Source organism: Sporomusa sp. KB1 (assembly GCF_007830295.1).
In the GTDB taxonomy this organism is placed as follows: domain Bacteria; phylum Bacillota; class Negativicutes; order Sporomusales; family Sporomusaceae; genus Sporomusa.
This window is the reverse complement of the sequence record NZ_VLKC01000002.1, coordinates 2,717,405-2,741,084: the sequence shown is the minus strand read 5'-3', so window position 1 is coordinate 2,741,084 and position 23,680 is coordinate 2,717,405. Positions and strand designations below refer to the sequence as shown.

Below are 23,680 nucleotides of genomic sequence, written 5' to 3'. Positions count from 1 at the left end.
AATGGGAATTTTACAGGAGGAAATTAAAAAGGATCACATATGCAGGATTATTTCTACCCTACACATGCGATCCAAATCGATTATTGCAACAGTATCAAGATACAGGAAATAACCCAAATAACAGAACCCATCAACGTGTCCTGCTAAACCTGTATCAAGATATGATACCATCGAATAGTGCATGCAGTCGCTCAGCCCCTGCCTTAACACGCCAATCATTACACTCCAATTGTCAAAACTTGTAATTCATCTAACAACCGGGTATAATAAGATTGTCGTCGTGGACAGTTCACTGTTACGTGTAGGTGCGTCTTCACCTGCTCGTGCCTATAGGTGTTCCCGCACCTATGGGACACGGCGACTTTACTTTTTAATTTCCACCTATTACTAATATTAGTACTCTTTTACATAGATTGCAAGTATATGAAGGAAAAAAGATTGGTTTCCTACAAGAAAACGATGATTTTTCTAATTAGTTACATATTTTTCATGCACTGGGTATAAAAAGAAGAAAAGGACTGACGTGCTCCAACACGCCAGACCCACAGGTTGTCTAACCGAATGGTTAGCCTAAAGTAGGAGTTATTAAGAAATAACCGCGAACCTTGTCCAGGGGCGGTTATTTCTTTTTTATGATCAAAACAACGAGTGTTGCAAATGCAATCATGAGATACATTGCCTCAAACATTGTCATCATACCACCTCCTTGCTAAAAAGGAAGTGGCTAACCGCTCCTCGACAACCTGTTACGCTAATTAGAGGGACAGGTCATCTGTCCCAAAAAAACTTCTGTAAGGCCAGTTATAGTTATCACAAGATGTTATTACTAACTTCTGGGACAGTACACCTGTCCCCCAGTCCCTTCCTTTTTAACCGATAGCTTACAGTGGCTTGTGACAAGTGCAACAATTCGGCTGCCTTGCTGATACTCTCAGTCCGCACGATAGCTAAAAACGCCTCAATCCCAGGAAAATACATAGAACGCCTCTCGATATATAGAAATAATTAATATAGTTCACAAAATATTTGAGTTTTACAACATCATTCTATATGTTTAAAATTATCATTAATAGCGACGATGGTCAAATATTTATTGGTCCATAGCTAAAGACCAATAAGTAAAAATGGAGGGGCATACAATGTTTGCAAATATGATTGAAAAATTGAAAACCACACAGCAAAAGCTAGTATTTACGGAAGGCTCCGATCCAAGAATTCTTGAGGCGGCAAGCCGGTTGAAAAAAGAGCAGATCCTCGAACCGATACTGTTAGGCAATCCAGAAGAAATCCGTAGGGTATCGCAAAAATATGGTTTTCTTACAAATGAAATTGAAATCATAGATCCTAAAACCTATCCGGCTCTAGAATCTATGGTTGCAGCGATGGTTGAACTGAGAAAAGGAAAAATGGATGAGTCCACTTGCCGCGAGTCTTTGCTGAAAACGAATTATTTCGGTACAATGCTTGTAAAAACGGGTTATGCTGACGGCCTTTTAGGTGGCGCAACCTATTCTACTGCCGACACCGTTCGCCCGGCACTGCAAATTGTTAAAACATCACCTGGAAATAAAATTGTTTCCAGCAGCTTCATTCTCTATCGCAAAATAGCGAATGTTGAGGAAAAATACGCCATGGCCGATTGTGCTATCAACTTAAACCCAAGTGAGGATGAACTTGTCGAGATTGCTATTGAAACGGCAAGAACAGCAAAAGTCTTTTCCATAGAGCCAAAAGTTGCATTATTATCTTATAGTACGTTCGGCTCTGGCACAGGAGAAACGGTTGATAAAATGCGAAATACAACCACAAAATTAAAAAGTATGAATCTTGATTTTCCCATTGACGGAGAAATGCAGTTTGATGCCGCGTTTTCCAAAGAGGTTGCAAAAATAAAAGCGTCACACTCTCCTGTCGCTGGGGAAGCGAACACTTTCATATTCCCAGATATTAATGCCGGTAATATTGGTTATAAGATAGCTCAGCGTTTTGGAAGCTTTGAGGCATATGGTCCGATCCTGCAGGGGCTAAATGCACCGATCAATGACCTTTCCAGAGGTTGCAATGCAGATGAAGTGTATAATATGGCAATTATTACTGCTGCTTTAAAAAGGTGAATTTCCAAGCATCAACCGGTTTTTCTTCGAAGCATGGTATAGAGCATGAAAGGTGGTTAAGCAATGAAGATTCTCATCGTCGGCTATTTTAGCGAGATCGCAAAATCCAATATTTCCAGGCATTTTCCGGAAGGCTGGGACATTGTCATTGTCCCGCCCGGAAAAGAAATGCTACATCATATGGAAGATTGCCAGGTAATCATACCAGAACATATTAAAGTGGACGACAGCCTGCTTTCTAGCGCAAAAAATTTAAAGCTGGTACAGACAGGTGCAGGATTTGATAATGTAAATATTGATGCCTGTACGCAACGCGGCATTTGGGTAGCCAATGCAGCAGGAGTGAATGCACAGGCAGTAGCCGAGCATGTCATGGCACTGATATTGTCTTATTACAAAAATATACCCTTTTTTGATTCTTTCATGAAAAACAGGATGGATGAAAATCAATTGGACTATACAGGGAGTGAATTACAGGGAAAAACGATTGGAATTATCGGCTTCGGCGCTATCGGTAAGAAAGTAGCGGAGTTTTGCAGGGTTTTTGATATGAATGTGCTGACTTATGCGAGAAATGCCGTTGTACAGTCAGACGATTTTGTGAAAATGGTGGATTTCGATACTCTTGTAAGTACATCGGACATCGTAAGTGTACATATCCCTCTGAATCAGCAAACCAAACAGCTGATCAACAAAGAGATATTCCAGAAAATGAAGAATACCGCACTGTTTATCAATACAGCCCGCGGCGGGATTGTCCATCAAAGCGACTTGATCGATGCCTTAAAAAACAGGGATATTGCCGGTGCATGCCTGGATGTGTTTGAATCTGAACCGCTGCCAACTGACAGTGAGCTCCGGAGTCTGGGTAATGTGATACTTACTCCCCATACGGCAGGCATGCCTGACGGTCGCAAATTCCATAAAAAAAGATATGATTTCTTTGTGAATAATATAAAACGTGTAGAGAATGGTGAAGAGCCTGAAAGCAAGCTCAATCAGTTATTATAGATGACCGAACTGGCTTTACTACTTCTTCTTTGTGCTGCCTTCTTCCATGATTCCTGGAATTTTATCTCAAAGAAGGCGTGTGGCGGGGTAATTTTTGTTTGGCTATTCAATGCAACCGCCTCTATAGTGTATATTCCCATTGTCATTGGCTCAATGTGGGGCACCCAACCCTCCTTTAGCTGGGATTACACGATTTTCGAGGGACAAGGGGACAGGTAATCTGTCCCAAAAAACTTCTGTAAGGCCAGTTATAGTTATCACAAGATGTTATTACTAACTTCTGGGACAGTACACCTGTCCCCCAGTCCCGTTACGGGTCTCTTTTTTATGTTCAAACGCGTATTAAACAATAACATTGAAGGAGCATGTATAATGATAAAACTATTAACAATTGAAGAAGTAACCGAAATATTGAGAGTATCAAAGCCTACCGCATACAACTTAATTCACGGCGAAGGTTTCCCTAAAGTGAAAATCGGCAGGGCTTGGAGAGTCGAGGAGCAGCTTTTGCTGAAGTGGATACAGGCAAAGAGTGTAACATAAAATTCTACCTCTAAATCCTGTAAGCATAAACTTAAGCATAAAAACAAAAAAGACCCTGCGGTGAAAGCCCGCAAAGCCTTGAATTTCCTGGTGGGGCATACTGGTTTCGAACCAGTGACCTCTTGAATGTGAATCAAGCGCTCTCCCGCTGAGCTAATGCCCCGAACAAGCTTTATTATAACACAATGATCCTAAAAATTCCAGTTTCTTCAGGTGGCGGAGGCAGTACCGGCTCACTGGATTAGTTATTTGTGCTTTTCCCTTTGGCTTGCTGTTTTCTTTCTTGTACAGGAAGATCGTTTATATTTCTCCCTTGCTCAACTTATGCTAAAATAAATAATCACCATATAAGGGGGATACTATGGAACAGACGATAAGAGAGCGCCTTTTGGCCCTGGCCGACGAGGAGTACCGGCAGTTTCACAGCAAATTGGTGCCAGATACAGATAATATTTTAGGTGTACGGTTACCACATTTGCGGAAGCTTGCCAAGGAGCTTGCGAGGGGCGATTGGCGCAGCTATCTAAAGGCGGCACCAGCTGACTATAATGAAGAAATTATACTGCAAGGACTGGTAATCGGCTACGCCAAGGCTGATATTGAGGAGATTTTGTGCCATACCGCTGCCTTTGTACCTAAGATCAATAACTGGGGCGTATGCGACAGCTTTTGCACCAGCTTAAAAATCACTAAGAAATATCAGGCACAGGTTTGGGAGTTTTTACAACCTTATCTGCAGTCACGAGAAGAATTTGAACTACGGTTCGGCATAGTGATGCTGCTGAGTTTTTATATCAAAAACGAGTATATTGAGCAGGTACTTCTGCGTTTAGATAGCGCTAAGCACGATGGGTATTATGTAAAAATGGCCGTAGCCTGGGCTATTTCCCTTTGCTTTATTAACTATCCGGAACAAACCATGGCCTATTTAAAGCAAAATACGCTAGATGACTTCACCTACAACAAAGCCTTACAAAAAATCACCGAATCCTTCCGTGTAGATACAGAGACCAAGAACTTAATCCGCGGGATGAAACGCAACATAATGAAGTAACATATTCTTAATTGGCAGGTATCGGCCAATCTCTATAGAAAATGGTAATTATATTTATCAATATTGGAGGTCCGGCAGGAAGCTTGCCGAGACACAAAAACAGGAGATGACTACGTGGAAGATCAATTGAGCTTGATTGAACAAAAGATATATAACAGGGAACGTTTGACGCGGGATGACGGCTTATTTTTACTAAAATCCGATGAATTACTGCGGATCGGCGCACTGGCCCGTTTTGCCAAACAACGCAAATCTGGCAGCAAAGTCTATTTTAATGTCAACCGGCACATTAACCTAACCAATATCTGTGTATCCCGCTGCAAATTATGCGCTTTTGGCTGTGATGCCGATGCATCCCAGGCTTATGTGATGGAACCGGAAAAAGCTCTGTCTATTGCCCGCCAGGCACTTGCAGATGCACCAGAAATGACAGAACTGCATATTGTCAGCGCTTTGCATCCGGACAAACCCTTTACCTATTACGCAGATATCATTGCTCGTATTCACCAGGAATTTCCCAACCTCCATTTAAAGGCGTTTACCGCTGTGGAAATTGCCCATTTTGCGAAAATAGCTAACCGGTCAATCCGGGAAGTACTGATGATTCTCAAGGATGCAGGATTAGGCTCGCTGCCGGGTGGCGGTGCCGAAATATTAAATGACAGGGTGCGGCAGATTATATGTCCGAACAAGTGCAGCGCCGCCGAATGGCTGGAAGTGGCGCAGACAGCGCATCAGTTAGGTATACATAGCAATGCCACTATGTTGTATGGGCATGTTGAAACTCAGGAAGAACGAATTGATCATTTACTGACATTGCGTAAACTGCAGGATAAAACAGGTGGATTCCAGGCCTTTATTCCCTTCCCCTTCCATCCGGAAAATACCGGACTCAGCGACATTAAACGGGCAACAGCCTGGGAAGACTTAAAAATGCTGGCTATTAGCCGCCTCATGCTGGATAATTTTGATCATGTGAAAGCATTTTGGATTATGTTAACATTACCCATTGCCCAAGTTGCAATGGCCTTTGGCATCGACGATCTGGACGGGACGGTCGTGGAAGAAAAAATTCTCCACGCGGCCGGGGCAAAAACCGCGGTAGGTATTAGTAAGCAAGCCATTATCGATTTTATCCGCGAAACAGGGAATATTCCCGTCGAACGGGATACTCTCTACCGTGAAGTGCAAGTATATGAAGGGAGCCAAGCGTGATGAGACCCAGAGTGGGACATATTCAGTTTATCAATTGCTTACCCCTTTATTACGGTTTGGTAAAAAACGACGTGCTTTGGGATGTAGAATTGAGCAAAGATACGGCCAGGGAATTGAGCCGCCATTTGTTAGAAGGCAGGCTTGACATTTCTCCGATCCCATCTATTGAATACTCGCGGCATTGGCGTGAACTGATCTTGCTTCCAGGTCTTTCGGTAAGCTGCGATGGACCGGTGGCAAGCATATACTTGGTAAGCAAGGTACCTATCGCTGAACTGCATAACCGTAAGATTGCCCTGACAAATACTTCTCGCACATCGCAAGTGCTATTAAAAATTATTCTTGAGGATAAATATCATATTCACCCTGCCTATTTTGAGTGTCCTCCCCATTTAGGCTCAATGCTGCTGGAAGCTGATGCGGCACTGTTGATTGGTGATGAAGCACTGCAGATTCACTATCAAGTTCCTAGTGGCTTATACGCTTATGATTTGGGCTGTGAGTGGAAAGAATTGACTGGGTGCAAAATGGTGTTTGCCGTCTGGGCCGCCCGGCGAAACTTTGCGGGCGATAACCCGGAACTTGTCCGTGAAGTGCAGCGCTCTTTCGTGCATTCCATGTCCTACAGCCTGATGCATGTAGAACAAGTAGCCAACGATGCCGCTCGCTGGGAATGCTTTGACTCAGGTTTTCTGCAAGCCTATTTCTCTACGCTGCAATTTGGCTTTGATGTCGAGCATCAGCAGGGGTTGAGGGAATATTACCGGCGGGCGCAAGCGTTGGGGCATATTGCCGAAGCACCTGAGCTGACTTTTCTGGAGGTATGACAATAGTGGACAGATGGCAGTCGATTATCGACCAGATACTTCAGGGCAGCCGTTTACAAGATGATGATGCACTAGAGCTATTAACCCGGGGAGATCTGCCCGCTTTGGGACAAGCGGCAGATGTCATCCGGCTAAGGAAACATCCCGGCCCTTATGCTACCTTTATTGTAGACCGGAATATCAACTATACCAACGTTTGCAAAAGCCAATGCAAATTTTGTGCTTTTTACCGGGCTAACGATGCCGCGGACGCTTATGTACTCAGTACAGCAGAACTCTACCAAAAAATTGCAGAAACGATAGCTGCCGGTGGCACTCAAATCATGCTGCAAGGCGGTTTGCACCCAGAATTAACTCTCCCCTATTTTGAAAATATGTTGCGGGGCATTAAAGAGCACTTTCCTATTACAATTCATTCTTTTTCTCCGGCGGAGATTGTCCATATGGCCAGCCTAGCTGGTATCTCCATCCAAAAGGCCCTGTATCGCCTGCAGGCCGCAGGTCTGGATTCCCTGCCCGGCGGAGGAGCGGAAATATTAGATGATGCGGTACGCCGCCGGGTCAGTCCCTTAAAAATTACGACAAAGCAGTGGCTGGAAGTCATGGAAGCAGCTCAGCGTATAGGGATGGGTACAACCGCTACCATGGTGATCGGAATGCAGGAAACCTACCGGCAACGTATTAATCATTTCCGGACCATCCGTGAACTGCAAGATTGTACGGGCGGTTTCCGGGCTTTTATCATGTGGACATTCCAGCCTGGCAACACAGAATTAGGCGGCGAAAAGGCTAGTGCCTGGGATTATCTGCGGACTTTAGCTGTAGCCCGGTTGTATTTCGACAATATCTCACATTTGCAGGGCTCCTGGGTGACTCAGGGCCAATCAATCGGCCAGTTGACACTGGCCTTTGGCGCCGATGATCTGGGCAGTATTATGCTGGAAGAAAACGTAGTCCGAGCTGCTGGTACTGCCTATCAGATGTCAATTGAAAAAATGACAGACCTTATCCGCACCACAGGCAAAATTCCAGCCCAACGGAATACACAGTATGAAATCCTGAAAATTTTTAAATAAACGATTGCGAGGGGATATAATGAGCTGTATTCCGCAGGCATGTATTGCCATTATTGGCGGGTCAGGCACATTGTCAATGGACTTTCCGGCAGCACTGTGCTGTCATGATGTGGAAATAATCGAACGCGATATGGTGTTTGACACACCCTATGGGCAAACACCACCGTTGCTCCTATTTCGCCTGGGTAATAAAAAGGTGCTAACCTGCCGCATGCACGGTTGGCGCAACGGGGTCAGCCGTGCCGATGCTTCAAGGCAAATTTTTTGGTTATTTCGTGAGGCAGGCGTAAAAAAAATACTGGCCGAAGGCGGTGTAGGGTCAGTCAACCATCTGCTTGATACCCGGGATATGGTTGTCGCATCAGACTATATTGATCAATCCATGCGTAAGGATGTAGGGCTGGAGGGCCATTATCTGTTGATTATGCGGCAAGCCCTTTGCCCGCACCTTCGGCAAGAGTTGATTTGTGCGGCAAAAGCAAGACCCCTGACCCGGGTCTTTCAACGGGGGGTATATGCCGTAACCGATGGGCGGCATTTTGAAAGCCCTGCTGAGGTGGCAATGTTGAAGGGACATGCCGATATTGTTGGCCAAAGTCTCTGTCCCGAAGTCTATCTGGCCCGGGAAATCGGCGCTTGTTATGCAGGCCTGTATACTGTTGTGAATTATGGGGAAGGTGTTGTAAAAGACTGGGAGCATAATGAGCTCAGTCAAATCTTCTATGCAGATGCAGACAAGATTGGGCATATTCTATTGGATACAATCAGACGGCTTGACGATAAACAGGTCTGTAACTGCGCCGACTTGCGAAAACCCACATTATTAAAAGCGGTATACGGGTCAACAATATAAACCATAACCCGTGGTTGACTATTTAGTCAATTTTAGTATAATCAAATTATAGTACAAACACTAAATTTATACTGGAGGAGTTTACATGAAGAAACAGATTTTGATTGGTATGTTACTAGTTTCCTTGCTATCAGTTACCGCTGTTCCAGTTTCGCAAGCTTTTAGCTTTGGTGATGTTTTTAAAGTCGGTGGGATAGGTTTTCTCATCAATAAATTTTCAACCCCGCTGAATAATTTCATCAATACATTGACCTTTAAACATGGTGCAGGCAGTGATTATGCTACTAAGGTAGTCCCCATCGTTTCTGCTGGCAATAAAGGGTACATAGGTGCTGCCCAGGTAACAGGCTCGCAAGAATTAGTGGACCAAACGGAAGCAGTGCTCCAATTAGAAGGCAATTTTAACAGCAGTACGTTTAGAGTAAAAGCTCTACTGCCTATCGATAGTACTAATCCCGTCAACTTTAGTCGGGTACAGGGTGTTGGAGTATCAGCTATTATTGACATTAGAATATAGGAAAAACAAAAAAGCTGTGCTGAAACAAAAGTTTCAGCACAGCTTCTTTGTTTTTTATTCACTACTCATACCGCAAGGCGTCAATTGGATTAAGCAACGCCGCTTTGCGGGCCGGATAAAGACCGAAAAACAGGCCAATACCTACCGAAAAGCCGAAAGCTACCAAAATCGGTGTTGCGGTAACCACCGTATTCCAACCGGCAATGGACGAAATGGCGTAGGAAGTGCCAATCCCGATTATAATACCGATAGCACCGCCAATGACGCCGATAACAATGGCTTCGATAAGGAATTGCATCAGGATATTGGAATATCTGGCTCCCAGCGCTTTGCGAATACCGATTTCCCTTGTCCGTTCAGTAACAGATACCATCATAATATTCATGATGCCGATACCACCAACTAAGAGAGAAATGGCCGCAATACTTCCCAGCAGCATGGTGATGGTTCCTGTTGTTTCCTGAGCTGTCGCCATAACACTGGCCAGGTTACGCACGGTAAAGTCATCGGTTTTATCTGCCGTGATATCATGTCGCGCCCGCAGGAGGCTGGTTATGCCCTCCTGTACCTGATCAACAACTTCAGAATCAGCTGCCTGCACACTGATTGTCTGAACGTAGGTAATACCCATCATGCGTTCCTGAGCCGTAGTCAGTGGAATAATAACTGTATCGTCTTGGTCCTGCCCCCCGGCTGACTGGCCTTTGCTCTCAAGCACGCCGATTATCGTAAAAGGAGCATTGTTAATACGGATGCTCTGTCCAATCGGGTTTATGTTGGTAAACAGGTTGCTGGCAACAGTAGTACCAATAACAGCCACCCGGTTGCGGCTCTCGACATCTTCATCAGTAATAAAGCTGCCGGCTTGCACGCTTAGGTTACGCACCTCCAGATATTCTGGCGTCGTACCCTGCACGCTGGTTGTCCAGTTCATATTACCGGCAACCATTTGATATTGCTTACTAACACTAGGGGCGACCGCACCGATGCCGTTCACTTCACGAGCCATAGCTTCAGCATCCTTCAAGGTCAGAGTAATATTGGTGCCGGCTGCCTGCCGTACACCGGAGGAGGAAGCGGCCCCTGGTGTAACAATGATAAGATTGCTGCCCAGGCTGGCAATCGAGCTCGATACCTTATCCCGTACCCCCATACCAATAGACACCATGGCAATAACCGCACCCACGCCAATGATAATGCCAAGCATGGTAAGGATGGACCTGAGCTTGTTGGATACTAATGCATCTAATGCAATCTTAACACTTTCCCAAAACACATGCTTCATCCTTTCCTGTGTCCCGGACAATGAGTCCATCGCGGACATGAATGACTCGCTTGGCATGGGCGGCGATATCAGGCTCATGGGTTACCAAAATAATGGTACGGCCATAGGAATTGAGGGTTTTAAAGATGTCCATAACTTCCTCGCCTGATTTGGTGTCAAGCGCACCGGTAGGTTCATCAGCCATAATAATACTAGGCTCATTAACCAGCGCGCGGGCAATGGCTACTCGCTGACGCTGACCACCTGATAATTCGTTGGGCAGATGGTCCATTCTTTTTTCCAGACCGACAGAAGCCAGTGCCGCCGCAGAACGCTGGTGCCGTTCTTTGGCCGCAACCCCAGCATAGACCAATGGCAAAGCAACATTCTCGACTGCCGTAATACGCGGCAGTAGGTTAAAGTTCTGAAAAACAAACCCGATCTTTTTGTTCCTGGTCAGTGCCAGTTCATCATCTGTTAGCGTCGAAACCTCCTGTCCATCCAACAAATACGAGCCGCTTGTTGGACGGTCTAAACAACCCAGTATATTCATCAACGTCGATTTACCAGAGCCTGATGGCCCCATGATGGCAGTGAATTCGCCTTCACAGATATCAAGACTGACTCCTGCCAGGGCGGCAACTACAGTATCGCCCATTTGATAGGTTTTTATTATATTAGCTAATGCTATTGTCATAGTATAGCCTCCTTAACTGACATTCAGTTTAGAACATCGGACGCGCCCCACCGCCCTGACGTGATCCCTGTTGGTTACCTGTTTGTGCCTGTGACTGGGCTTTGACTTGTGCTACAACAACCTTGTCACCCGCACTAAGTCCACTGATAATCTCTACCCGGTCATCGCCGGTATTCCCTGTTTTAACAGGCACATTCTGTGTCTGACCGTTTGGTCCGGCAACAACAACATATTTTCCGGTTTTATCTGAACGGATCGCTGACAGTGGCAGGGGCAGCACGCCTTGGCTTTCACTGACAATAACCGATACTCTGGCAACCATGCCAGGGTTTAACAGGTTTTCGGCATTAGTAACGTCAATGGTTACCGGGTAGTAGGTAACATTGCCGGAAACTGTAGCCTTGCGGGAGATGGTTGTTACCATACCACTGAACTCTTTACCTGGATAAGCATCGACTGTAAAGGTAACCTTTTGTCCCAGCGCGATTTTACCAATGTCAGTTTGATCTATATTGGCTTCAATTTGCATTTTTGACATATCAGCCACAGTTAAAATAACGGTGGGATTATTTACCCCTTGGGCTACCAGTTCCCCGGCTGATAACGGTTTACCGATGACACTGCCAGCCATGGGTGAAACAATAATGGTATCATCAAGCTTAGACATGACCTCATCATAATTGGCCTGAGCAATCTTATAATCCATGCTGGCATTATCGAGTGCCTCTGTGGAAGTGCCGCCAATTGAAGTCAGCCGGGAGGTCCGCTGGTATTTGATAGCTGCATTATCCAGCCGTTCTTTCGCCTGGGTTACCTGGGCCTGCAGAGCAGTATCTTCCAATATAACAAGCTCTTGCCCGGCTGTAACCTGCTCATTTTCTTTGACCTTTATTTCTTTGATATGAGCTGTTATTTTGGAGCTGATATCTACAGAATTTACGGCCTTGATTGTGCCTGTTGCCGCTACCACTGAAGTTAGGTCCCGGACCTCAGCCTCAATGGTCTGTTGGGGCACTGTGGCTGCTTTATTTTTATTTTGATAGTAATAGCCACCGCCAGCAATGGCGGCCACCACCAGGATGGCTATAACGAACAGCTTCTTTTGTTTTAAAATTTTCTGCCATAGCAATTTCATAACTACCTCTCCCCACCTATAGACTAGCGGCTTTTACGCCCATGGCTTTATCAAGTTTAGCTTTGTTGACATTGTAATCATACAGAGCCTGCACATGGTTTGTTTTGGCCTGTGTCAGCGCTAATTGAGCATCAAAGACATCAAGATTGGTACTAACACCGGCTCTATAGGTTTCTTGCGCAATGTACAGATCCTCATTGGCCTTGTTTACTGTTACCTGAGTTGTACTCAACCGTTTCTCAGCTTCCTTCATATTTAGGTAGCTTTGACGGACTTCCTGCTCGATGGAATCAGTTGTCTGCTCAGCCTGCAGCTTGGCTTTGGCTACCGAAGACTCAGCCTGGCTGATTTTGGACTTGGTTACACCGGCATCAAAAACATTCCAGCTTGCCGAGGCCCCAACCGACCAGTTGGTATCATCAGTAGGCAACAGTCGATCATTCCAGCCGGTTGAAGCTGACAGGGATACGGTCGGCCGTTTGTTGCTTTCAGCAATCTCGATACCTTTTTGGGCACTGTCGATACTGACTTGGGCCTGGGCCATTTCCGGCCGGTTTTGCTTGGCCATGCTAATAGCTTCTGCCAATGTTCTGGTATCAGCCTGATAAGCAAGCTCACCCTTTAACTGTAGCTCGATCCCGGCATCCATATTCATGGTAGTCAGCAAATCAGCTACTGCCAACTCATATTGATTTTGGGCTTTAATAAGATTCTGGTCAGCGTTGGCAACCTCGACTTCAGCCCGTAAGACCTCAGATTTAGCAGCAACACCTTCCTGGTATTTTGCTTGTACTATGTTTAGATGGGCCTTAAGATTGTTGACACTCTCCTCATTCACAGCACGCATGTTTTTAGCCTCAAGTACACTATAATAATTGGATGTGGTGTCAAGAATCAGTTGTTGTTTGCTTTTCTCCACATTGAGGTCAGCAGTACGTACGCCAAGTTTGGCCTGCTCAATCTGCGCTTCCGTCCGGCCGCCGCTATAGATTGGCCAATTCATGCGTAAGCTGTTGCTAAAACTGTCATCACTTGAATTGCCTTGGTAAGTATAACCGCTGCCCAGAGAAACTGTGGGCATTTTACCTGCTTGAGTTTCCCCAACACTGAATTCGGATTTCTTTTTATCTTCGCTGGCGATTTGGATGGATGGGTTGTTTTTCAACGCATATTCAATACTGTCTTGCAGGGATAGCTCGACAGGTGCAGCAAAAGCAAAGGTTTGCTGCAAAAAAATCAAACCGGCAGTAATCACAGCAGCCTTATTTGTTAAGTTCAACATTGTATAAGCAGCCTCCTACGCAATTTTTTCTAATGTAGCTTAGTTCTTATTGTAAGCACAGTCTTTTTGATTTTCTTTAGATTTTATTTAGTTCTAAGCTTTGTGACCATATTACCCATTATACGGGTTCACTGACTAATAGAAAAGAGTTAAATAGTAGAAAGAGCACTCGTAAAATAACAAGTGCTCTTTCTACTATTAGAGGCTGTTACAAAATACCCCTCTTTGCCGTTGAGCCTTTCAGCATAGAAATCGGGTATGCCCTTGCTGTGCGACTTTTTGGTGTTTAACACCGGGGTATTTTATAACAGTTTAAAGAATATTAATGAAAGTGTTTTTTTTTGAAACACGCTCTATTATTTATTAATTTTTGCAGGCAATACGACACTAAACTTTGCACCGCCGCCGCTTTTGTTCGCGACATTAATTTTTCCGCCATGCTGGTCCACAATCCATTTAGCAATAGAGAGGCCCAGACCTGTACCGCCTTTTTCCCGCGACCGGGCCTTATCCCCCCGGTAAAACCGGTCAAAAACATGTGGCAAATCCTCGGTTGGTATTCCCGGTCCGGAATCTTCAACAGTTATTACCAGCGAATTTCCCTGCTTACTGCCGGTAATTAGCAGTTGTCCGGGTGGTGGTGTGTATTTTATGGCATTATCCAGCAAAATGACCAGCAGTTGATGCAACCGCTCTTTGTCTGCCATTAGCTCCAGCTGTTCATCAAGCTTCACCTGCAGTGTAAGACCCTCCATCTCCGCTAGTGGTATAAACAGCTCTGTGATAGTCTCAATGACTTCATTCCCATTCACATAGGCTAAGTTGATTTCAATTTGATTGGCGTCAGACCTAGCCAGCGTAAGCAGGTTGGAGACCAGTTTGGTCATACGCCTGACTTCCCTGATGATGTTCGTTACCCGGATGCTTTCTTCTTCCACTGAATGAGCAGGGTGCCGCAAGATAAGTTCAGCATTGCTTGTAACCACAGCAAGCGGCGTCCGTAGTTCATGCGAGGCATCGGCAACAAACTGCTGTTGTTTTTCCCAGGAAGCCTGAATCGGAATCATTGACCGTCTTGCCAAGTTATAGCTGGCAAAAACAATAATGATCATGCCAATAACAAGTCCACTGGCGATAACGATGAGCAAATCATGCAAGGAAGCCACTTCCGAATCAACTATACCCACAGCGATAAGAGCCTTGACAGCAACAGGTCCCCGCTCCGTATCCAGGATGTTATTCGGATGTCGATACGGAACATCGAGAATTCTATATGTATGATTTTCAATAGTTCTGGTTTGAAACTGGTATGGCAGAACATCGGCTATCAACTCTAACACATTTTCCATATTATCTTTATCATAAGGAAATATCGTGCTAACCTGTCCCCTGTCGTCCCGTATCAGGATAAAAATGCGCGGGTCGAACAAAAACCTGCTCCGGCTATACGGAACCATTTTACCATCCACAATGGAATAATTTTTGATCTTAAGAAGCATGGCTTCATCCACCTTATCAAAAAAGCGGTATGCTACGAAGCCATAAATAATAGTCCCAAAGAACAAAAAAATCAATAAAAACACGATCGAATTCATCGCCGACAAGCGGCGAAGAGTGCGTTTAAACATCCTTATTTCTCCTTAAACATAAAGCCAGCGCCGCGTACTGTGCGCAGCAAACTGTCATGACCGGATTGAGCCATTTTTTTGCGCAAATAATGAATATACAAATCAACCACACTAATGGTGGTTTCAGATTCAAAACCCCACACACGATCAAATATCTGCTCTCTGGTTAAAATCTGCTCTTTATTCAAAATCAGGAATTCTAATACCTCATATTCTTTAGTAGTTAGACCTAGCGCCTGATTCTCAACAAAGCCGTCATGCAGCCTGCTGTCTACCGTAACACCACCATAACTGATTTTTCCGTCATTTGCCAGTGACCCGTAGCGGCGAATCAAGGCTTTTATACGCGCTAACAGTTCCTGAATCGCAAACGGTTTAACCAGATAATCATCAGCCCCGATCTCCAGGCCATTCACCTTATCCTCTACACTGTCACGGGCTGTTAATAATAAGATAGGCACCTCTTTATCAACAGCCCTGACCTTCTTGACAATCTCCAAACCACTAACTTCAGGCAACATAATATCCAGTATCAGCAAATCATAGATCCCTTGCTGGGCCAAATACAAGCCTTCATCGCCGGTGGCAGCTTCATTGGTAATATAATTTTCCTCAGTCAAGAGAGAAATTATGGCCTCCCGTAAGGGATCATCATCCTCGACAACTAAAATTTTCATAAAATCACTCCTACCCTGTTCCTCGCATAATATTACCTATCCAAAGAGTATGGTATTATTCTTTCCTTGTCAAGGCATTGTCACCATTGATTTTTTTATTCTCCCACTTTCCTAATTGTCGCTCAACCTTAAGTTCAAGTTGATCTTTTTCCCTATCAATGTATTTTCCCTGAATAGCATCCCTTATCCCGAAACTTTCCACAGCTTCTATAGGCTCTGCTGCATACACCATAGCCGCTACCGGCGCGGCCATAATTAAACAAGTGGTAACAAGACTTAATACACCACTTAGTAAACGTCGTACTAGCTTCTTCACCCTTCTCACCCCCAATTTACTAATTATCTGCACAGTGAATAGTTGTATTATAGCTTACGTTTTTTAGGATTCCCTTAGATAAGAAAAGACTTGGCTTGGGCCAAGTCTTTTCGGACGCCGGTAGAAGCCTTAGTCGTTCAATCCAGGGAAAGCTAACCTTTCCCTCTGGATTAAGAAAGTCAGCTAAAAAGAAACTTTGTGAAAAAGACTCACAAAGTTTCTTATATATATAAGCATCTTGCTATAAATGAACAGAAAGTAATCTATATAATTCTATCTTCCCGTTCCCGAAAAGCTCTGCACTGTATCGGACAAACACCGGTGTGCTTTTTGAATAACTTACTAAAATAGTAAGGGTCAGAATAGCCTACACAAAGGGAAATATCGGCCACTGAACAGTCCGTAGTACATAAAAGCTCCCTGGCGCGGCGCACCCGGCATTCAATTACATATTCATTTGGCCCTTTGCCAATAAACTTCTTAAACAGATAAGCAAACTGCTTGCTGTTTAAGCCATATTGGTTAGCCATTTTCGGTACACTGAGCGGCTCCATATAGTGACAGTTGATATACTTCACAGCTTGCCCCATCAGATCCTGTCCCTTTTCGTTACGCCGGTTGACTGCGCAGGTTACAATTTCGTCCCAAATAGCAAGAAACAGTGATTTCGCTTGCCGTACTGACAGACTGTCCCGTTTGGCACTGACACAAAACAGCCGGTATAGCAGATCGGTAAGACGGGGACTGCAGACCGCATCAAGCTGATAATGAGGTAGGCCGCCGGGAAATCCCTTGTCATTATTATAAACTTCATAGTGGATAATCATAAGCTCCCATTCGGTTTCTCCCAGAACCTCTTTATCCAAAGGCAAGTTTGGACCGGCATAAAAAATTTTCCCTGGTTCCATCTCATAGGGAATATCGTCAAAAAACATTCTTGCCCGCCCCCGCAGGGGAAAAATTAATCCGGAACATGGAGGTGTGAAAGCACCAAAATGCTTTTTCCCAGGTGGCACCATCCATTTGATTACATCAATCACGGTAAAATTAACTTTGGAAAAATAATTAGCTAAGTCATTAATATTTACTTGCATACACATTAGGCCTCTCTTCTGGCAGCATTCTGAAAGAGCATTGTTTCGAATCAGGTTTACGTAGACGATTTCTTTTTAATAATGATAATTATTATCATTATTATAGTAACTGTTATACCTCCTGTCAATAATTCCTTTTGCTTGATTTTGTAACAATGGTTACATGTGCTACCAAAAGCTTTGGGAAAAAATCCAGGCCACTTTAGAAAAATCACCATTTACTGAGAGTTTTATGCTTGCTATTCTATCTATACAGAAATGATTGAGAATAATAATCATTTGCTTTTATGGGCAAATGTTGCCCACTATAAATCTGACACTCAAAGCTAGAGGATATGTCAGGTAATTTTATTAAGTAAGGAGACACACACATGCCAAAAAAGTTATCCCCAGTCAAAAAACGTTTGCTCTGCACCTTGCTTGGCAGCAGCCTGTTCTGGAATACGCCGGTGTTTAGCTATGCGGAAGATACAACCAACACAGCCACAATGTCCGGTGAAACCAAAGCCGAACAGGCGGCAGCGGCAGAACAGGCTTCAGAGCAGCGAGAATTTACCTTCGACGAAGTTAAAGTGACGGCCAATCGTTATAACATACTTCCCCCGGTTTACGCCGGTGGCCAGGTGGCGCGCGTTGCCAATCTTGGCATTCTGGGCAATAAAGATTTTATGGACACGCCGTTTAACATCACCAGTTATACCGTTCAGACCATGGAAGATAAGCAAGCCGATACGCTGTACGATGTACTCATCAACGATCCGTCCGTCCGGTTTACCACCTCTACCGGCCATATCAATGAAAACTATATGATCCGCGGGTTAGAAGTAAATTATCAACATCTCTATTTTAACGGTATGCAGGGTTTAGCGCCGCAATACCATGTTCCGGTTGAATTTCTGGAACGGGTGGAAGTACTTAAGGGTCCCAGTTCCTTTCTTTACGGCGGTGTAAATACTTCAGTGGGCGGTGCCATCAACCTGATGCCTAAACGCGCCGGCGAAGAGGACATCACTAACTTTACCACCAGCTATACCTCCTCGTCCCACTTGGGCGGCCATATTGATATTGGTCGCCGTTATGGTGAAAACAAAGAATGGGGTATTCGTTTCAACGGCGTCTATGCAGACGGTGACACCGCAGTCGACGGGCAGTCCAAAGAACGGTTGCTGGGCGCTCTGGGTGTGGATTATCAAAAAGACAAATGGCGTCTCTCCCTGGATGCCTTCGGCTCGCAGGAAAGTTATGACAATGGAGCCACTTCCATGTATTACCTAGGCAAAGGTTACGTGGACGCTCCGGACGGATCAACCAATGCGTACAAGGGCACATCAGGCACAATACGGAATAATGGGGTTCTGTTCAAAGGCGAGTATGACATTCAGGACAATTTGACCGCGTATGCCGGCATCGGCAAACTATCGTCCAGAGCCACCGGCTTCATCAACGGTAATCATGTGCTGAATCTCCAGTCGGACGGAACAGCCAAAGCCCGGAATGTCTTTAATCAATACTTCTGGACCGACACCACTTCCGCTGATTTTGGACTGCGCGGCACGTACCGAACTGGTGCGGTAAAACATCAGCTCGTTTTAGGGGCAAGCTTCCAGGATACCGATTATTCCAATGCATATACTTCTGGCACCGGTAATTATGTAACGAACATTTATAACCCGGTCTCGCTTGCCGGCTACTACAACAGCCTGATATCGCCGGCCAAGGGTAATAAGACGCTCGTTACTGAACTTTCCAGTTATCTTCTGGCCGACACGCTTTCCTTTGATGAAGACAAAGTGCAGTTAACCTTAGGGGCTCGGCGGCAAAATGTGAACCAGACCAGCTATAAATATTCCAGTACCTTTGCCACCGGCGCACCCACGTTGACTGCCACTAAGGACGCCAACGCCACTCTGCCGATGGTTGGCCTTATAGTCAAACCATGGGGAGATTCGGTGTCACTCTACGCCAATTATATTAAGGCGCTTTCACCCGGAGCCATGGTTGGGGTAGCGTATGACAATGCCAACGAAGTACTGGCGCCGTATAAAACCAAACAACAGGAAATCGGCATCAAATGGGACAAGGGAAGATTCGCCAATACACTGGCCTTTTTTCAAATCAATATGCCAAGCTATATGACTACTGACGATATCTATTCCTATGACGGTGAACAGAAAAACCGCGGCATTGAATGGAATACCTTCGGCAGCATAACGAAAAATCTCCGTCTGTTAGGCGGAATTGCCTATACCCGTGGCGAACTGGTCCGTTCCAATGTAAGCGCCAATAACGGCAATACCCCGTTTGGCGTACCCAAATGGACAATGAATGCCGGCGTCGAGTGGGACACGCCGTGGAATAAGGATTTAACGCTTTCTCTCCTGGCGGTATATACCGGTTCCCAATATATCGATAATGCGAACACCATAAAAATTCCAAGCTGGGTACGCTATGATATTGGTGCACGGTACAAAACCGTCATTAATAAGACTCCGGTCATCTACCGGCTTAGTGTGGAAAACGTGTTTGACAAGCATTACTGGGCAGGATGTTTCAGCAGCGAGAATTATGTCACGCTGGGCGGCCCACGCACCTTTAAGCTGTCGGCAACTATGCAGTTGTAAGTTGGGGGCCAGCTATGCAACACTTTGTATTGAAAACAGTTCGTTACTGTAGAGAAGCGCTATCCGTCATCAGCCAGACGCAGCCGGCAGAATTTATTCTGCGCGCTCTAGCCGCCGTACTCGGCGGCTATGCCCTGACCTACAGCGCTCTTGCAGCCCTGGTATTATTGCTGCCTTTGCCACCGGTTGAAGTTGTATTCGTCAGTCCGCTATTTCCCGGTTTGATCTATCTTGGAGCTCTCTTGTGGTCCTTCGCCGCTCCGACTGTCCGGCGCGCCTGGCAAGATATATTCGCATTAACGGCAGTGTGCTGCTTTTGCGCTCTGGCTGCCTGGTTGAAATAAAGGAGAATACCACAATGAATAAATTAAATACAAACAAACTTTTTACCCAGTCCATGAGGAAACTTCATACCTGGGGAGGATTGGTTTTTGGCTGGCTGCTGTTCGCTATTTTCCTTACCGGAACACTGGCAGTGTTCGAACCCGAATTGACCCACTGGATGAAACCGGAACTAAGGGTAAACGAAACAGCGCCTATCCAGTCGCTTGCGGCAGCTGATAAGAAGCTCCGTCTGTTTGCACCCCAGGCCGATAGCTGGTTAATCCATCTGCCGCAGGAGCGTTCACCGGTACTGGAGATCGTCTGGAAAAAAGGCGCAATATCGCTGGAACGTTACCTGGACCCACTGACAGGTAAGGTGCTCAAAGAACGCCAGTCAGAAGGCGGCCACTTTTTTGCCCGGTTTCATACAGACCTGAGCAGCGGTAAAGCAGGTCTGTGGCTGGTTGGGTTGTCGTCGGTGGTGATGCTGGCGGCGATACTATCCGGGATAATCATTCACAAACGGGTTTTTGCCGATTTCTTCCGCTTGCGTTGGCGGCGAACCTGGTTTGGCGCCCATACCCTAAGCGGTGTGCTTACCCTGCCTTTTGTGCTGATGATAACTTATACCGGTATGATTCTTACCTTCTTCTTTTTAATGCCGCTTGCCTCTCAGCTGCTTTATAAGAATCAGGCGGGATTGTGGGCGGACGCTTTTCAGTTTCAGGACCGTGCCCGCGCCAATACGCCTGCCGCGCTGGTGCCCTTAGAGCAGTTGCTGCCTTTAGCTGAAGAACAGTTAGGCAAGAATGCAGTGATGCTTGTTCAGGTAAAAAATCCGGGTGACCGGCAAGCTACGGTAACTTTTATCCGGCGTATCGATGACCGGATAGCGGTCGTAGGCGACCGGGCGACTTTTGACGGCGCCACCGGTCAGCTGCTCAGCACTCATACCAACTGGAACCCCTATGTATATGCCTTCCGTTTTTTGGCTGGTTTGCATGCAGCCAAATTTGGCGGTTATACCATTTCCTGGCTTTACTTTATAGCCGGCTTAGCTAGTTGTGCCATGATCGCTGCCGGGCTGATATTCTTTACAGTCAAACGCCGCAGCCGTTATGTCGACGCAAGCCTGGCAACGCAATGCGGTTACCGGGCCATTGAGGCCTTGAATATCACAGTTATAAGCGGCTTAATAACCGCCTGCACCGCTTATTTATGGGCCAACCGGCTTTTGCCGGTTTCTCTTAAGGACCGGGCCGAGGCCGAAATAATACTATTTTTCAGTATCTGGCTGTTCATGCTTTTACATGCGTTGCTGCGCCCGCCTCATCAGGCCTGGACGGAACAACTGCGCTTTGCCGCAGTGCTTTGTATAGGATTGCCGTTTGTTAACGCATTGACCACCAATACTGGCCTGCTAAACACAGTTGGCGGCGGTGACTGGATGACGGCCGGCGTTGACCTGACAGCTGCCCTGCTGGGAATAGTAATGGCTTTTACTGCCAGATATGTGTCCCTGCGGCAAAAAAATAACAGTTATCTGACACCGAAAAAATTAAAAATAAAGGAGCAAATCGATGGAGTTCATAAGTCAAACTATTAATTTATTTCATAAAGGCGGCCCGGTCATGTACCTGCTGGTGGCCTGCTCACTGTTTGTAGTCGCCATTGCAGTCGAACGTTTTCTCTATTACCGGACAATAACAGCCAGTGCCGAATCTTTCCGGCAGAAGCTGCAGCCCCTGCTGGAAAAACAGCGCTTCAGCGAAGCTGCCCAACTCTGTGAACAAACCCAACATGCTCTGGCCATAGTGGCCCATGCCGGCCTTGTCGCCCTTCAGCGGGGCAGTCAGGTGGAAAACGCTCTTGAAAGCGCAGCCACCCTGACCTCTGCCCGGTTACGCGAACATCTCGACGATCTTAGCATGGTTGTCACTCTTTCTCCACTGCTGGGGTTACTCGGTACTGTCATTGGCATGATTAATTCTTTTAGCGTGTTCAATGTCCAGTCCGGCCAGCCTATGGCCATCACCGGCGGTGTCGGAGAAGCCCTTGTTGCCACTGCTACCGGTCTTAGCGTTGCAACGCTGGCACTGGTCATTCATGCCGCTTGCTCCCGCCATGTTAACCGGGTCGTTACAGATATTGAGCAAACTGCAGCTCTTGTAGTAAGTTATGTGCTGATAAAAAAGACCGGACGGAGAGATTCTCATGAAATTGCGTAGCCTCTATGTGGAAAACCAGCCGCAATTAATGATTATTCCCATGATTGACATTATCTTTTTTCTGTTGGTTTTCTTCATGATGAGTACTTTGTACATGGTTGAGCAGCATACCATTCCTGTCAACTTACCCCAGGCCAGCGCGGTCCGTCAGGATAAACCAAGCAGTATTAATATCACTGTGCTGGCAGACGGCAATATCATGTTCAACCAGGAAGAAATCCCATTGCCGCTGCTGGCCAAAAGGGTCCGGCTTGAAATTGACAAACAGCCTGACAACATTTTTGTACTCCGTGGCGACCAACAAGTTCCTTATGGGCAGGTAATTACCGTTCTGGACGAACTGAAGCAAGCCGGCGCACACAAGGTGTCTGTGGCGGTAGAAAAGGAGCGGTAGTTCATGACTTATGCCTTTCGCTGGCACAAAGCTGTCACGGTATCGGTGTGCCTGCATGTTTTCCTGCTGGCAGCCGCCGGATACCTGCTAATCGGGCTGACTTCCCTGCCGCCGCTCAATGAAACGCTAGTGGAGATGGAACTGGTGAGTTTTCCGTCTGACCGGTCTGAAACCAGTACATTATTGCCACAAGCAAACACTCAGCCGGTTCAACCGGCTGAAGCAGTCGTGCCCAGCCGGACGGTCCTTCCGGCCAATGAACCGGAAGCAGTAGTAGCAGCCAGTGATTTATCAATGACCGAGGCTGAGTCTACGGCCAGCCTGCCTGTAGACAAAACAGGCGAGAGGCCGGCCGGCACTGATAGTACCGCCTCAGCCGTTGACGCACCAGCCACCGGCAGTTCCCACACAGGTATTGCCTCGCCGGGCATTTTGTCCAAAGTAGACCCTGCCTATCCGTCAGCAGCCCGAAAAGCCGGCCTGGAAGGCACCGTGCTGCTGAGAATTCAAATCCTGGCTACTGGCCAGCCGGGTGACATTACAATCGCCCGTTCTTCCGGATATAATATGCTGGATGAAGCCGCTATAGCGGCTGTGGCCAAATGGCGGTTTGTTCCTGCCAAAGACCGTTCCAACGGCCGGACCGTAGCCTGCATCACCAGTCTGCCTGTTTTATTTCGCCTGAATAATGCCAATCACTAAAAATATTCCCCCGGGATTAGCGGATAGCACTGAAAAAGTCCCTTAAAACACAACCGCCGTTACACTTGCTAAAGCGTAACGGCGGTTGCATGTAACTATGCTAACAAG

General features: G+C 46.1%; 24 protein-coding genes, 1 tRNA gene and 1 pseudogene. 15 read left to right on the top strand and 11 right to left on the bottom strand.

What is annotated here, in order from left to right; genetic code table 11:
- Positions 1 to 619: 619 nt before the first annotated feature.
- On the bottom strand, positions 620 to 667 hold the full coding sequence (locus SALPA_RS31555; RefSeq protein ID WP_246589005.1) for a hypothetical protein: 48 nt from the start codon (positions 665 to 667) through the stop codon (positions 620 to 622).
- A gap of 200 nt (positions 668 to 867) precedes the next feature.
- Positions 868 to 978: pseudogene (locus SALPA_RS16370) on the bottom strand (LysR family transcriptional regulator); the annotation flags it as partial.
- Between the two features lie 161 nt (positions 979 to 1,139).
- Between SALPA_RS16370 and pta the strand changes: the two are divergent.
- From pta to SALPA_RS29095, 3 genes are all read left to right on the top strand, one after another.
- Positions 1,140 to 2,114 (top strand): phosphate acetyltransferase, encoded by a 975-nt coding sequence (pta, locus tag SALPA_RS16365; RefSeq protein WP_145096287.1) that lies wholly within the window; start codon positions 1,140 to 1,142, stop codon positions 2,112 to 2,114.
- Positions 2,115 to 2,177: 63 nt separating this feature from the next.
- A complete protein-coding gene (locus tag SALPA_RS16360) occupies positions 2,178 to 3,125 on the top strand; it encodes a D-isomer specific 2-hydroxyacid dehydrogenase family protein (RefSeq protein ID WP_145096284.1) in 948 nt (315 codons plus the stop codon).
- A 372-nt stretch (positions 3,126 to 3,497) separates the two neighbouring features.
- On the top strand, positions 3,498 to 3,668 hold the full coding sequence (locus SALPA_RS29095) for a helix-turn-helix domain-containing protein (protein WP_186451094.1): 171 nt from the start codon (positions 3,498 to 3,500) through the stop codon (positions 3,666 to 3,668).
- An 88-nt stretch (positions 3,669 to 3,756) separates the two neighbouring features.
- On the opposite strand, the gene SALPA_RS16350 is transcribed toward SALPA_RS29095, so the two are convergent.
- Positions 3,757 to 3,831 (bottom strand) — tRNA-Val (locus tag SALPA_RS16350).
- Positions 3,832 to 4,029: 198 nt separating this feature from the next.
- On the opposite strand from SALPA_RS16350, the gene SALPA_RS16345 reads away from it, so the two are divergent.
- The 6 genes from SALPA_RS16345 (at position 4,030) to SALPA_RS16320 (ending at position 9,210) form a co-directional block, all read left to right on the top strand.
- Entirely contained in the window at positions 4,030 to 4,722 is a 693-nt protein-coding gene (locus tag SALPA_RS16345) for a DNA alkylation repair protein (protein WP_145096278.1), read from the top strand.
- Positions 4,723 to 4,836: 114 nt separating this feature from the next.
- On the top strand, positions 4,837 to 5,937 hold the full coding sequence (gene mqnE, locus SALPA_RS16340; RefSeq protein ID WP_145096275.1) for an aminofutalosine synthase MqnE: 1,101 nt from the start codon (positions 4,837 to 4,839) through the stop codon (positions 5,935 to 5,937).
- Positions 5,937 to 6,764 (top strand): menaquinone biosynthetic enzyme MqnA/MqnD family protein, encoded by an 828-nt coding sequence (locus SALPA_RS16335; protein ID WP_145096272.1) that lies wholly within the window; start codon positions 5,937 to 5,939, stop codon positions 6,762 to 6,764. The genes mqnE and SALPA_RS16335 overlap by 1 nt, the downstream gene beginning before the upstream one ends.
- Positions 6,761 to 7,840, top strand: a complete 1,080-nt coding sequence (mqnC, locus tag SALPA_RS16330) for a cyclic dehypoxanthinyl futalosine synthase (RefSeq protein ID WP_145096269.1) — start codon at positions 6,761 to 6,763, stop codon at positions 7,838 to 7,840. Before SALPA_RS16335 ends, mqnC begins: the two co-directional genes overlap by 4 nt.
- A gap of 19 nt (positions 7,841 to 7,859) precedes the next feature.
- Positions 7,860 to 8,693 (top strand): MTAP family purine nucleoside phosphorylase, encoded by an 834-nt coding sequence (locus SALPA_RS16325; protein WP_145096266.1) that lies wholly within the window; start codon positions 7,860 to 7,862, stop codon positions 8,691 to 8,693.
- An 85-nt stretch (positions 8,694 to 8,778) separates the two neighbouring features.
- Entirely contained in the window at positions 8,779 to 9,210 is a 432-nt protein-coding gene (locus SALPA_RS16320; RefSeq protein ID WP_145096263.1) for a hypothetical protein, read from the top strand.
- Between the two features lie 61 nt (positions 9,211 to 9,271).
- Here the strand turns inward: SALPA_RS16320 and SALPA_RS16315 are convergent, their stop codons facing one another.
- The 8 genes from SALPA_RS16315 to SALPA_RS16280 all read right to left on the bottom strand — a co-directional run bounded on the left by SALPA_RS16315 (position 9,272) and on the right by SALPA_RS16280 (position 17,303).
- A complete protein-coding gene (locus SALPA_RS16315) occupies positions 9,272 to 10,486 on the bottom strand; it encodes an ABC transporter permease (protein WP_145096260.1) in 1,215 nt (404 codons plus the stop codon).
- Entirely contained in the window at positions 10,467 to 11,171 is a 705-nt protein-coding gene (locus SALPA_RS16310; protein WP_145096257.1) for an ABC transporter ATP-binding protein, read from the bottom strand. The genes SALPA_RS16315 and SALPA_RS16310 overlap by 20 nt, the downstream gene beginning before the upstream one ends.
- Positions 11,172 to 11,199: 28 nt before the next feature.
- The gene (locus tag SALPA_RS16305) at positions 11,200 to 12,306 is read right to left on the bottom strand and encodes an efflux RND transporter periplasmic adaptor subunit (RefSeq protein ID WP_145096254.1); all 1,107 of its coding nucleotides are present in this window, start codon (positions 12,304 to 12,306) and stop codon (positions 11,200 to 11,202) included.
- A 16-nt stretch (positions 12,307 to 12,322) separates the two neighbouring features.
- Positions 12,323 to 13,588, bottom strand: coding sequence for a TolC family protein (locus SALPA_RS16300; protein ID WP_145096252.1), 1,266 nt, complete (start codon positions 13,586 to 13,588; stop codon positions 12,323 to 12,325).
- Between the two features lie 356 nt (positions 13,589 to 13,944).
- A complete protein-coding gene (locus SALPA_RS16295) occupies positions 13,945 to 15,216 on the bottom strand; it encodes a cell wall metabolism sensor histidine kinase WalK (RefSeq protein ID WP_145096249.1) in 1,272 nt (423 codons plus the stop codon).
- Positions 15,217 to 15,218: 2 nt separating this feature from the next.
- Positions 15,219 to 15,893: a response regulator transcription factor gene (locus SALPA_RS16290; protein ID WP_145096246.1), complete on the bottom strand. Its 675-nt coding sequence runs from the start codon at positions 15,891 to 15,893 to the stop codon at positions 15,219 to 15,221.
- Between the two features lie 55 nt (positions 15,894 to 15,948).
- Complete coding sequence (locus SALPA_RS16285) at positions 15,949 to 16,209, bottom strand: hypothetical protein (protein WP_145096243.1); 261 nt, start codon at positions 16,207 to 16,209, stop codon at positions 15,949 to 15,951.
- Positions 16,210 to 16,472: 263 nt separating this feature from the next.
- Positions 16,473 to 17,303 carry an AraC family transcriptional regulator gene (locus tag SALPA_RS16280; RefSeq protein WP_145096240.1) on the bottom strand — a complete coding sequence of 277 codons (831 nt, stop codon included), beginning with the start codon at positions 17,301 to 17,303 and terminating at the stop codon, positions 16,473 to 16,475.
- Positions 17,304 to 17,674: 371 nt separating this feature from the next.
- Between SALPA_RS16280 and SALPA_RS16275 the strand changes: the two genes are divergently transcribed.
- Genes SALPA_RS16275 through SALPA_RS16250 form a run of 6 tightly spaced genes read left to right on the top strand, consistent with a single transcriptional unit; the run spans position 17,675 to position 23,572 of the window.
- Complete coding sequence (locus SALPA_RS16275; RefSeq protein ID WP_145096237.1) at positions 17,675 to 19,924, top strand: TonB-dependent siderophore receptor; 2,250 nt, start codon at positions 17,675 to 17,677, stop codon at positions 19,922 to 19,924.
- Between the two features lie 14 nt (positions 19,925 to 19,938).
- Positions 19,939 to 20,268: a hypothetical protein gene (locus SALPA_RS16270; protein ID WP_145096234.1), complete on the top strand. Its 330-nt coding sequence runs from the start codon at positions 19,939 to 19,941 to the stop codon at positions 20,266 to 20,268.
- A gap of 14 nt (positions 20,269 to 20,282) precedes the next feature.
- Positions 20,283 to 21,854: a PepSY domain-containing protein gene (locus tag SALPA_RS16265; protein ID WP_145096231.1), complete on the top strand. Its 1,572-nt coding sequence runs from the start codon at positions 20,283 to 20,285 to the stop codon at positions 21,852 to 21,854.
- Positions 21,829 to 22,476, top strand: a complete 648-nt coding sequence (locus SALPA_RS16260; RefSeq protein ID WP_145096228.1) for a MotA/TolQ/ExbB proton channel family protein — start codon at positions 21,829 to 21,831, stop codon at positions 22,474 to 22,476. The genes SALPA_RS16265 and SALPA_RS16260 overlap by 26 nt, the downstream gene beginning before the upstream one ends.
- On the top strand, positions 22,463 to 22,870 hold the full coding sequence (locus tag SALPA_RS16255; protein WP_145096226.1) for a biopolymer transporter ExbD: 408 nt from the start codon (positions 22,463 to 22,465) through the stop codon (positions 22,868 to 22,870). The genes SALPA_RS16260 and SALPA_RS16255 overlap by 14 nt, the downstream gene beginning before the upstream one ends.
- Before the next feature lie 3 nt (positions 22,871 to 22,873).
- On the top strand, positions 22,874 to 23,572 hold the full coding sequence (locus SALPA_RS16250) for an energy transducer TonB (RefSeq protein ID WP_145096223.1): 699 nt from the start codon (positions 22,874 to 22,876) through the stop codon (positions 23,570 to 23,572).
- Positions 23,573 to 23,680: the final 108 nt, after the last annotated feature.

Bases quoted from the DNA above. Each gene is read 5' to 3' on its own strand.
- pta (WP_145096287.1), top strand. From the start codon at position 1,140: ATGTTTGCAAATATGATTGAAAAATTGAAAACCACACAGCAAAAGCTA.
- SALPA_RS16360 (WP_145096284.1), top strand. From the start codon at position 2,178: ATGAAGATTCTCATCGTCGGCTATTTTAGCGAGATCGCAAAATCCAAT.
- SALPA_RS29095 (WP_186451094.1), top strand. From the start codon at position 3,498: ATGATAAAACTATTAACAATTGAAGAAGTAACCGAAATATTGAGAGTA.
- SALPA_RS16345 (WP_145096278.1), top strand. From the start codon at position 4,030: ATGGAACAGACGATAAGAGAGCGCCTTTTGGCCCTGGCCGACGAGGAG.
- SALPA_RS16335 (WP_145096272.1), top strand. From the start codon at position 5,937: ATGAGACCCAGAGTGGGACATATTCAGTTTATCAATTGCTTACCCCTT.
- mqnC (WP_145096269.1), top strand. From the start codon at position 6,761: ATGACAATAGTGGACAGATGGCAGTCGATTATCGACCAGATACTTCAG.
- SALPA_RS16325 (WP_145096266.1), top strand. From the start codon at position 7,860: ATGAGCTGTATTCCGCAGGCATGTATTGCCATTATTGGCGGGTCAGGC.
- SALPA_RS16320 (WP_145096263.1), top strand. From the start codon at position 8,779: ATGAAGAAACAGATTTTGATTGGTATGTTACTAGTTTCCTTGCTATCA.
- SALPA_RS16310 (WP_145096257.1), bottom strand. From the start codon at position 11,171: ATGACAATAGCATTAGCTAATATAATAAAAACCTATCAAATGGGCGAT.
- SALPA_RS16305 (WP_145096254.1), bottom strand. From the start codon at position 12,306: ATGAAATTGCTATGGCAGAAAATTTTAAAACAAAAGAAGCTGTTCGTT.
- SALPA_RS16300 (WP_145096252.1), bottom strand. From the start codon at position 13,588: ATGTTGAACTTAACAAATAAGGCTGCTGTGATTACTGCCGGTTTGATT.
- SALPA_RS16295 (WP_145096249.1), bottom strand. From the start codon at position 15,216: ATGTTTAAACGCACTCTTCGCCGCTTGTCGGCGATGAATTCGATCGTG.
- SALPA_RS16290 (WP_145096246.1), bottom strand. From the start codon at position 15,893: ATGAAAATTTTAGTTGTCGAGGATGATGATCCCTTACGGGAGGCCATA.
- SALPA_RS16280 (WP_145096240.1), bottom strand. From the start codon at position 17,303: ATGCAAGTAAATATTAATGACTTAGCTAATTATTTTTCCAAAGTTAAT.
- SALPA_RS16275 (WP_145096237.1), top strand. From the start codon at position 17,675: ATGCCAAAAAAGTTATCCCCAGTCAAAAAACGTTTGCTCTGCACCTTG.
- SALPA_RS16270 (WP_145096234.1), top strand. From the start codon at position 19,939: ATGCAACACTTTGTATTGAAAACAGTTCGTTACTGTAGAGAAGCGCTA.
- SALPA_RS16265 (WP_145096231.1), top strand. From the start codon at position 20,283: ATGAATAAATTAAATACAAACAAACTTTTTACCCAGTCCATGAGGAAA.
- SALPA_RS16260 (WP_145096228.1), top strand. From the start codon at position 21,829: ATGGAGTTCATAAGTCAAACTATTAATTTATTTCATAAAGGCGGCCCG.
- SALPA_RS16255 (WP_145096226.1), top strand. From the start codon at position 22,463: ATGAAATTGCGTAGCCTCTATGTGGAAAACCAGCCGCAATTAATGATT.
- SALPA_RS16250 (WP_145096223.1), top strand. From the start codon at position 22,874: ATGACTTATGCCTTTCGCTGGCACAAAGCTGTCACGGTATCGGTGTGC.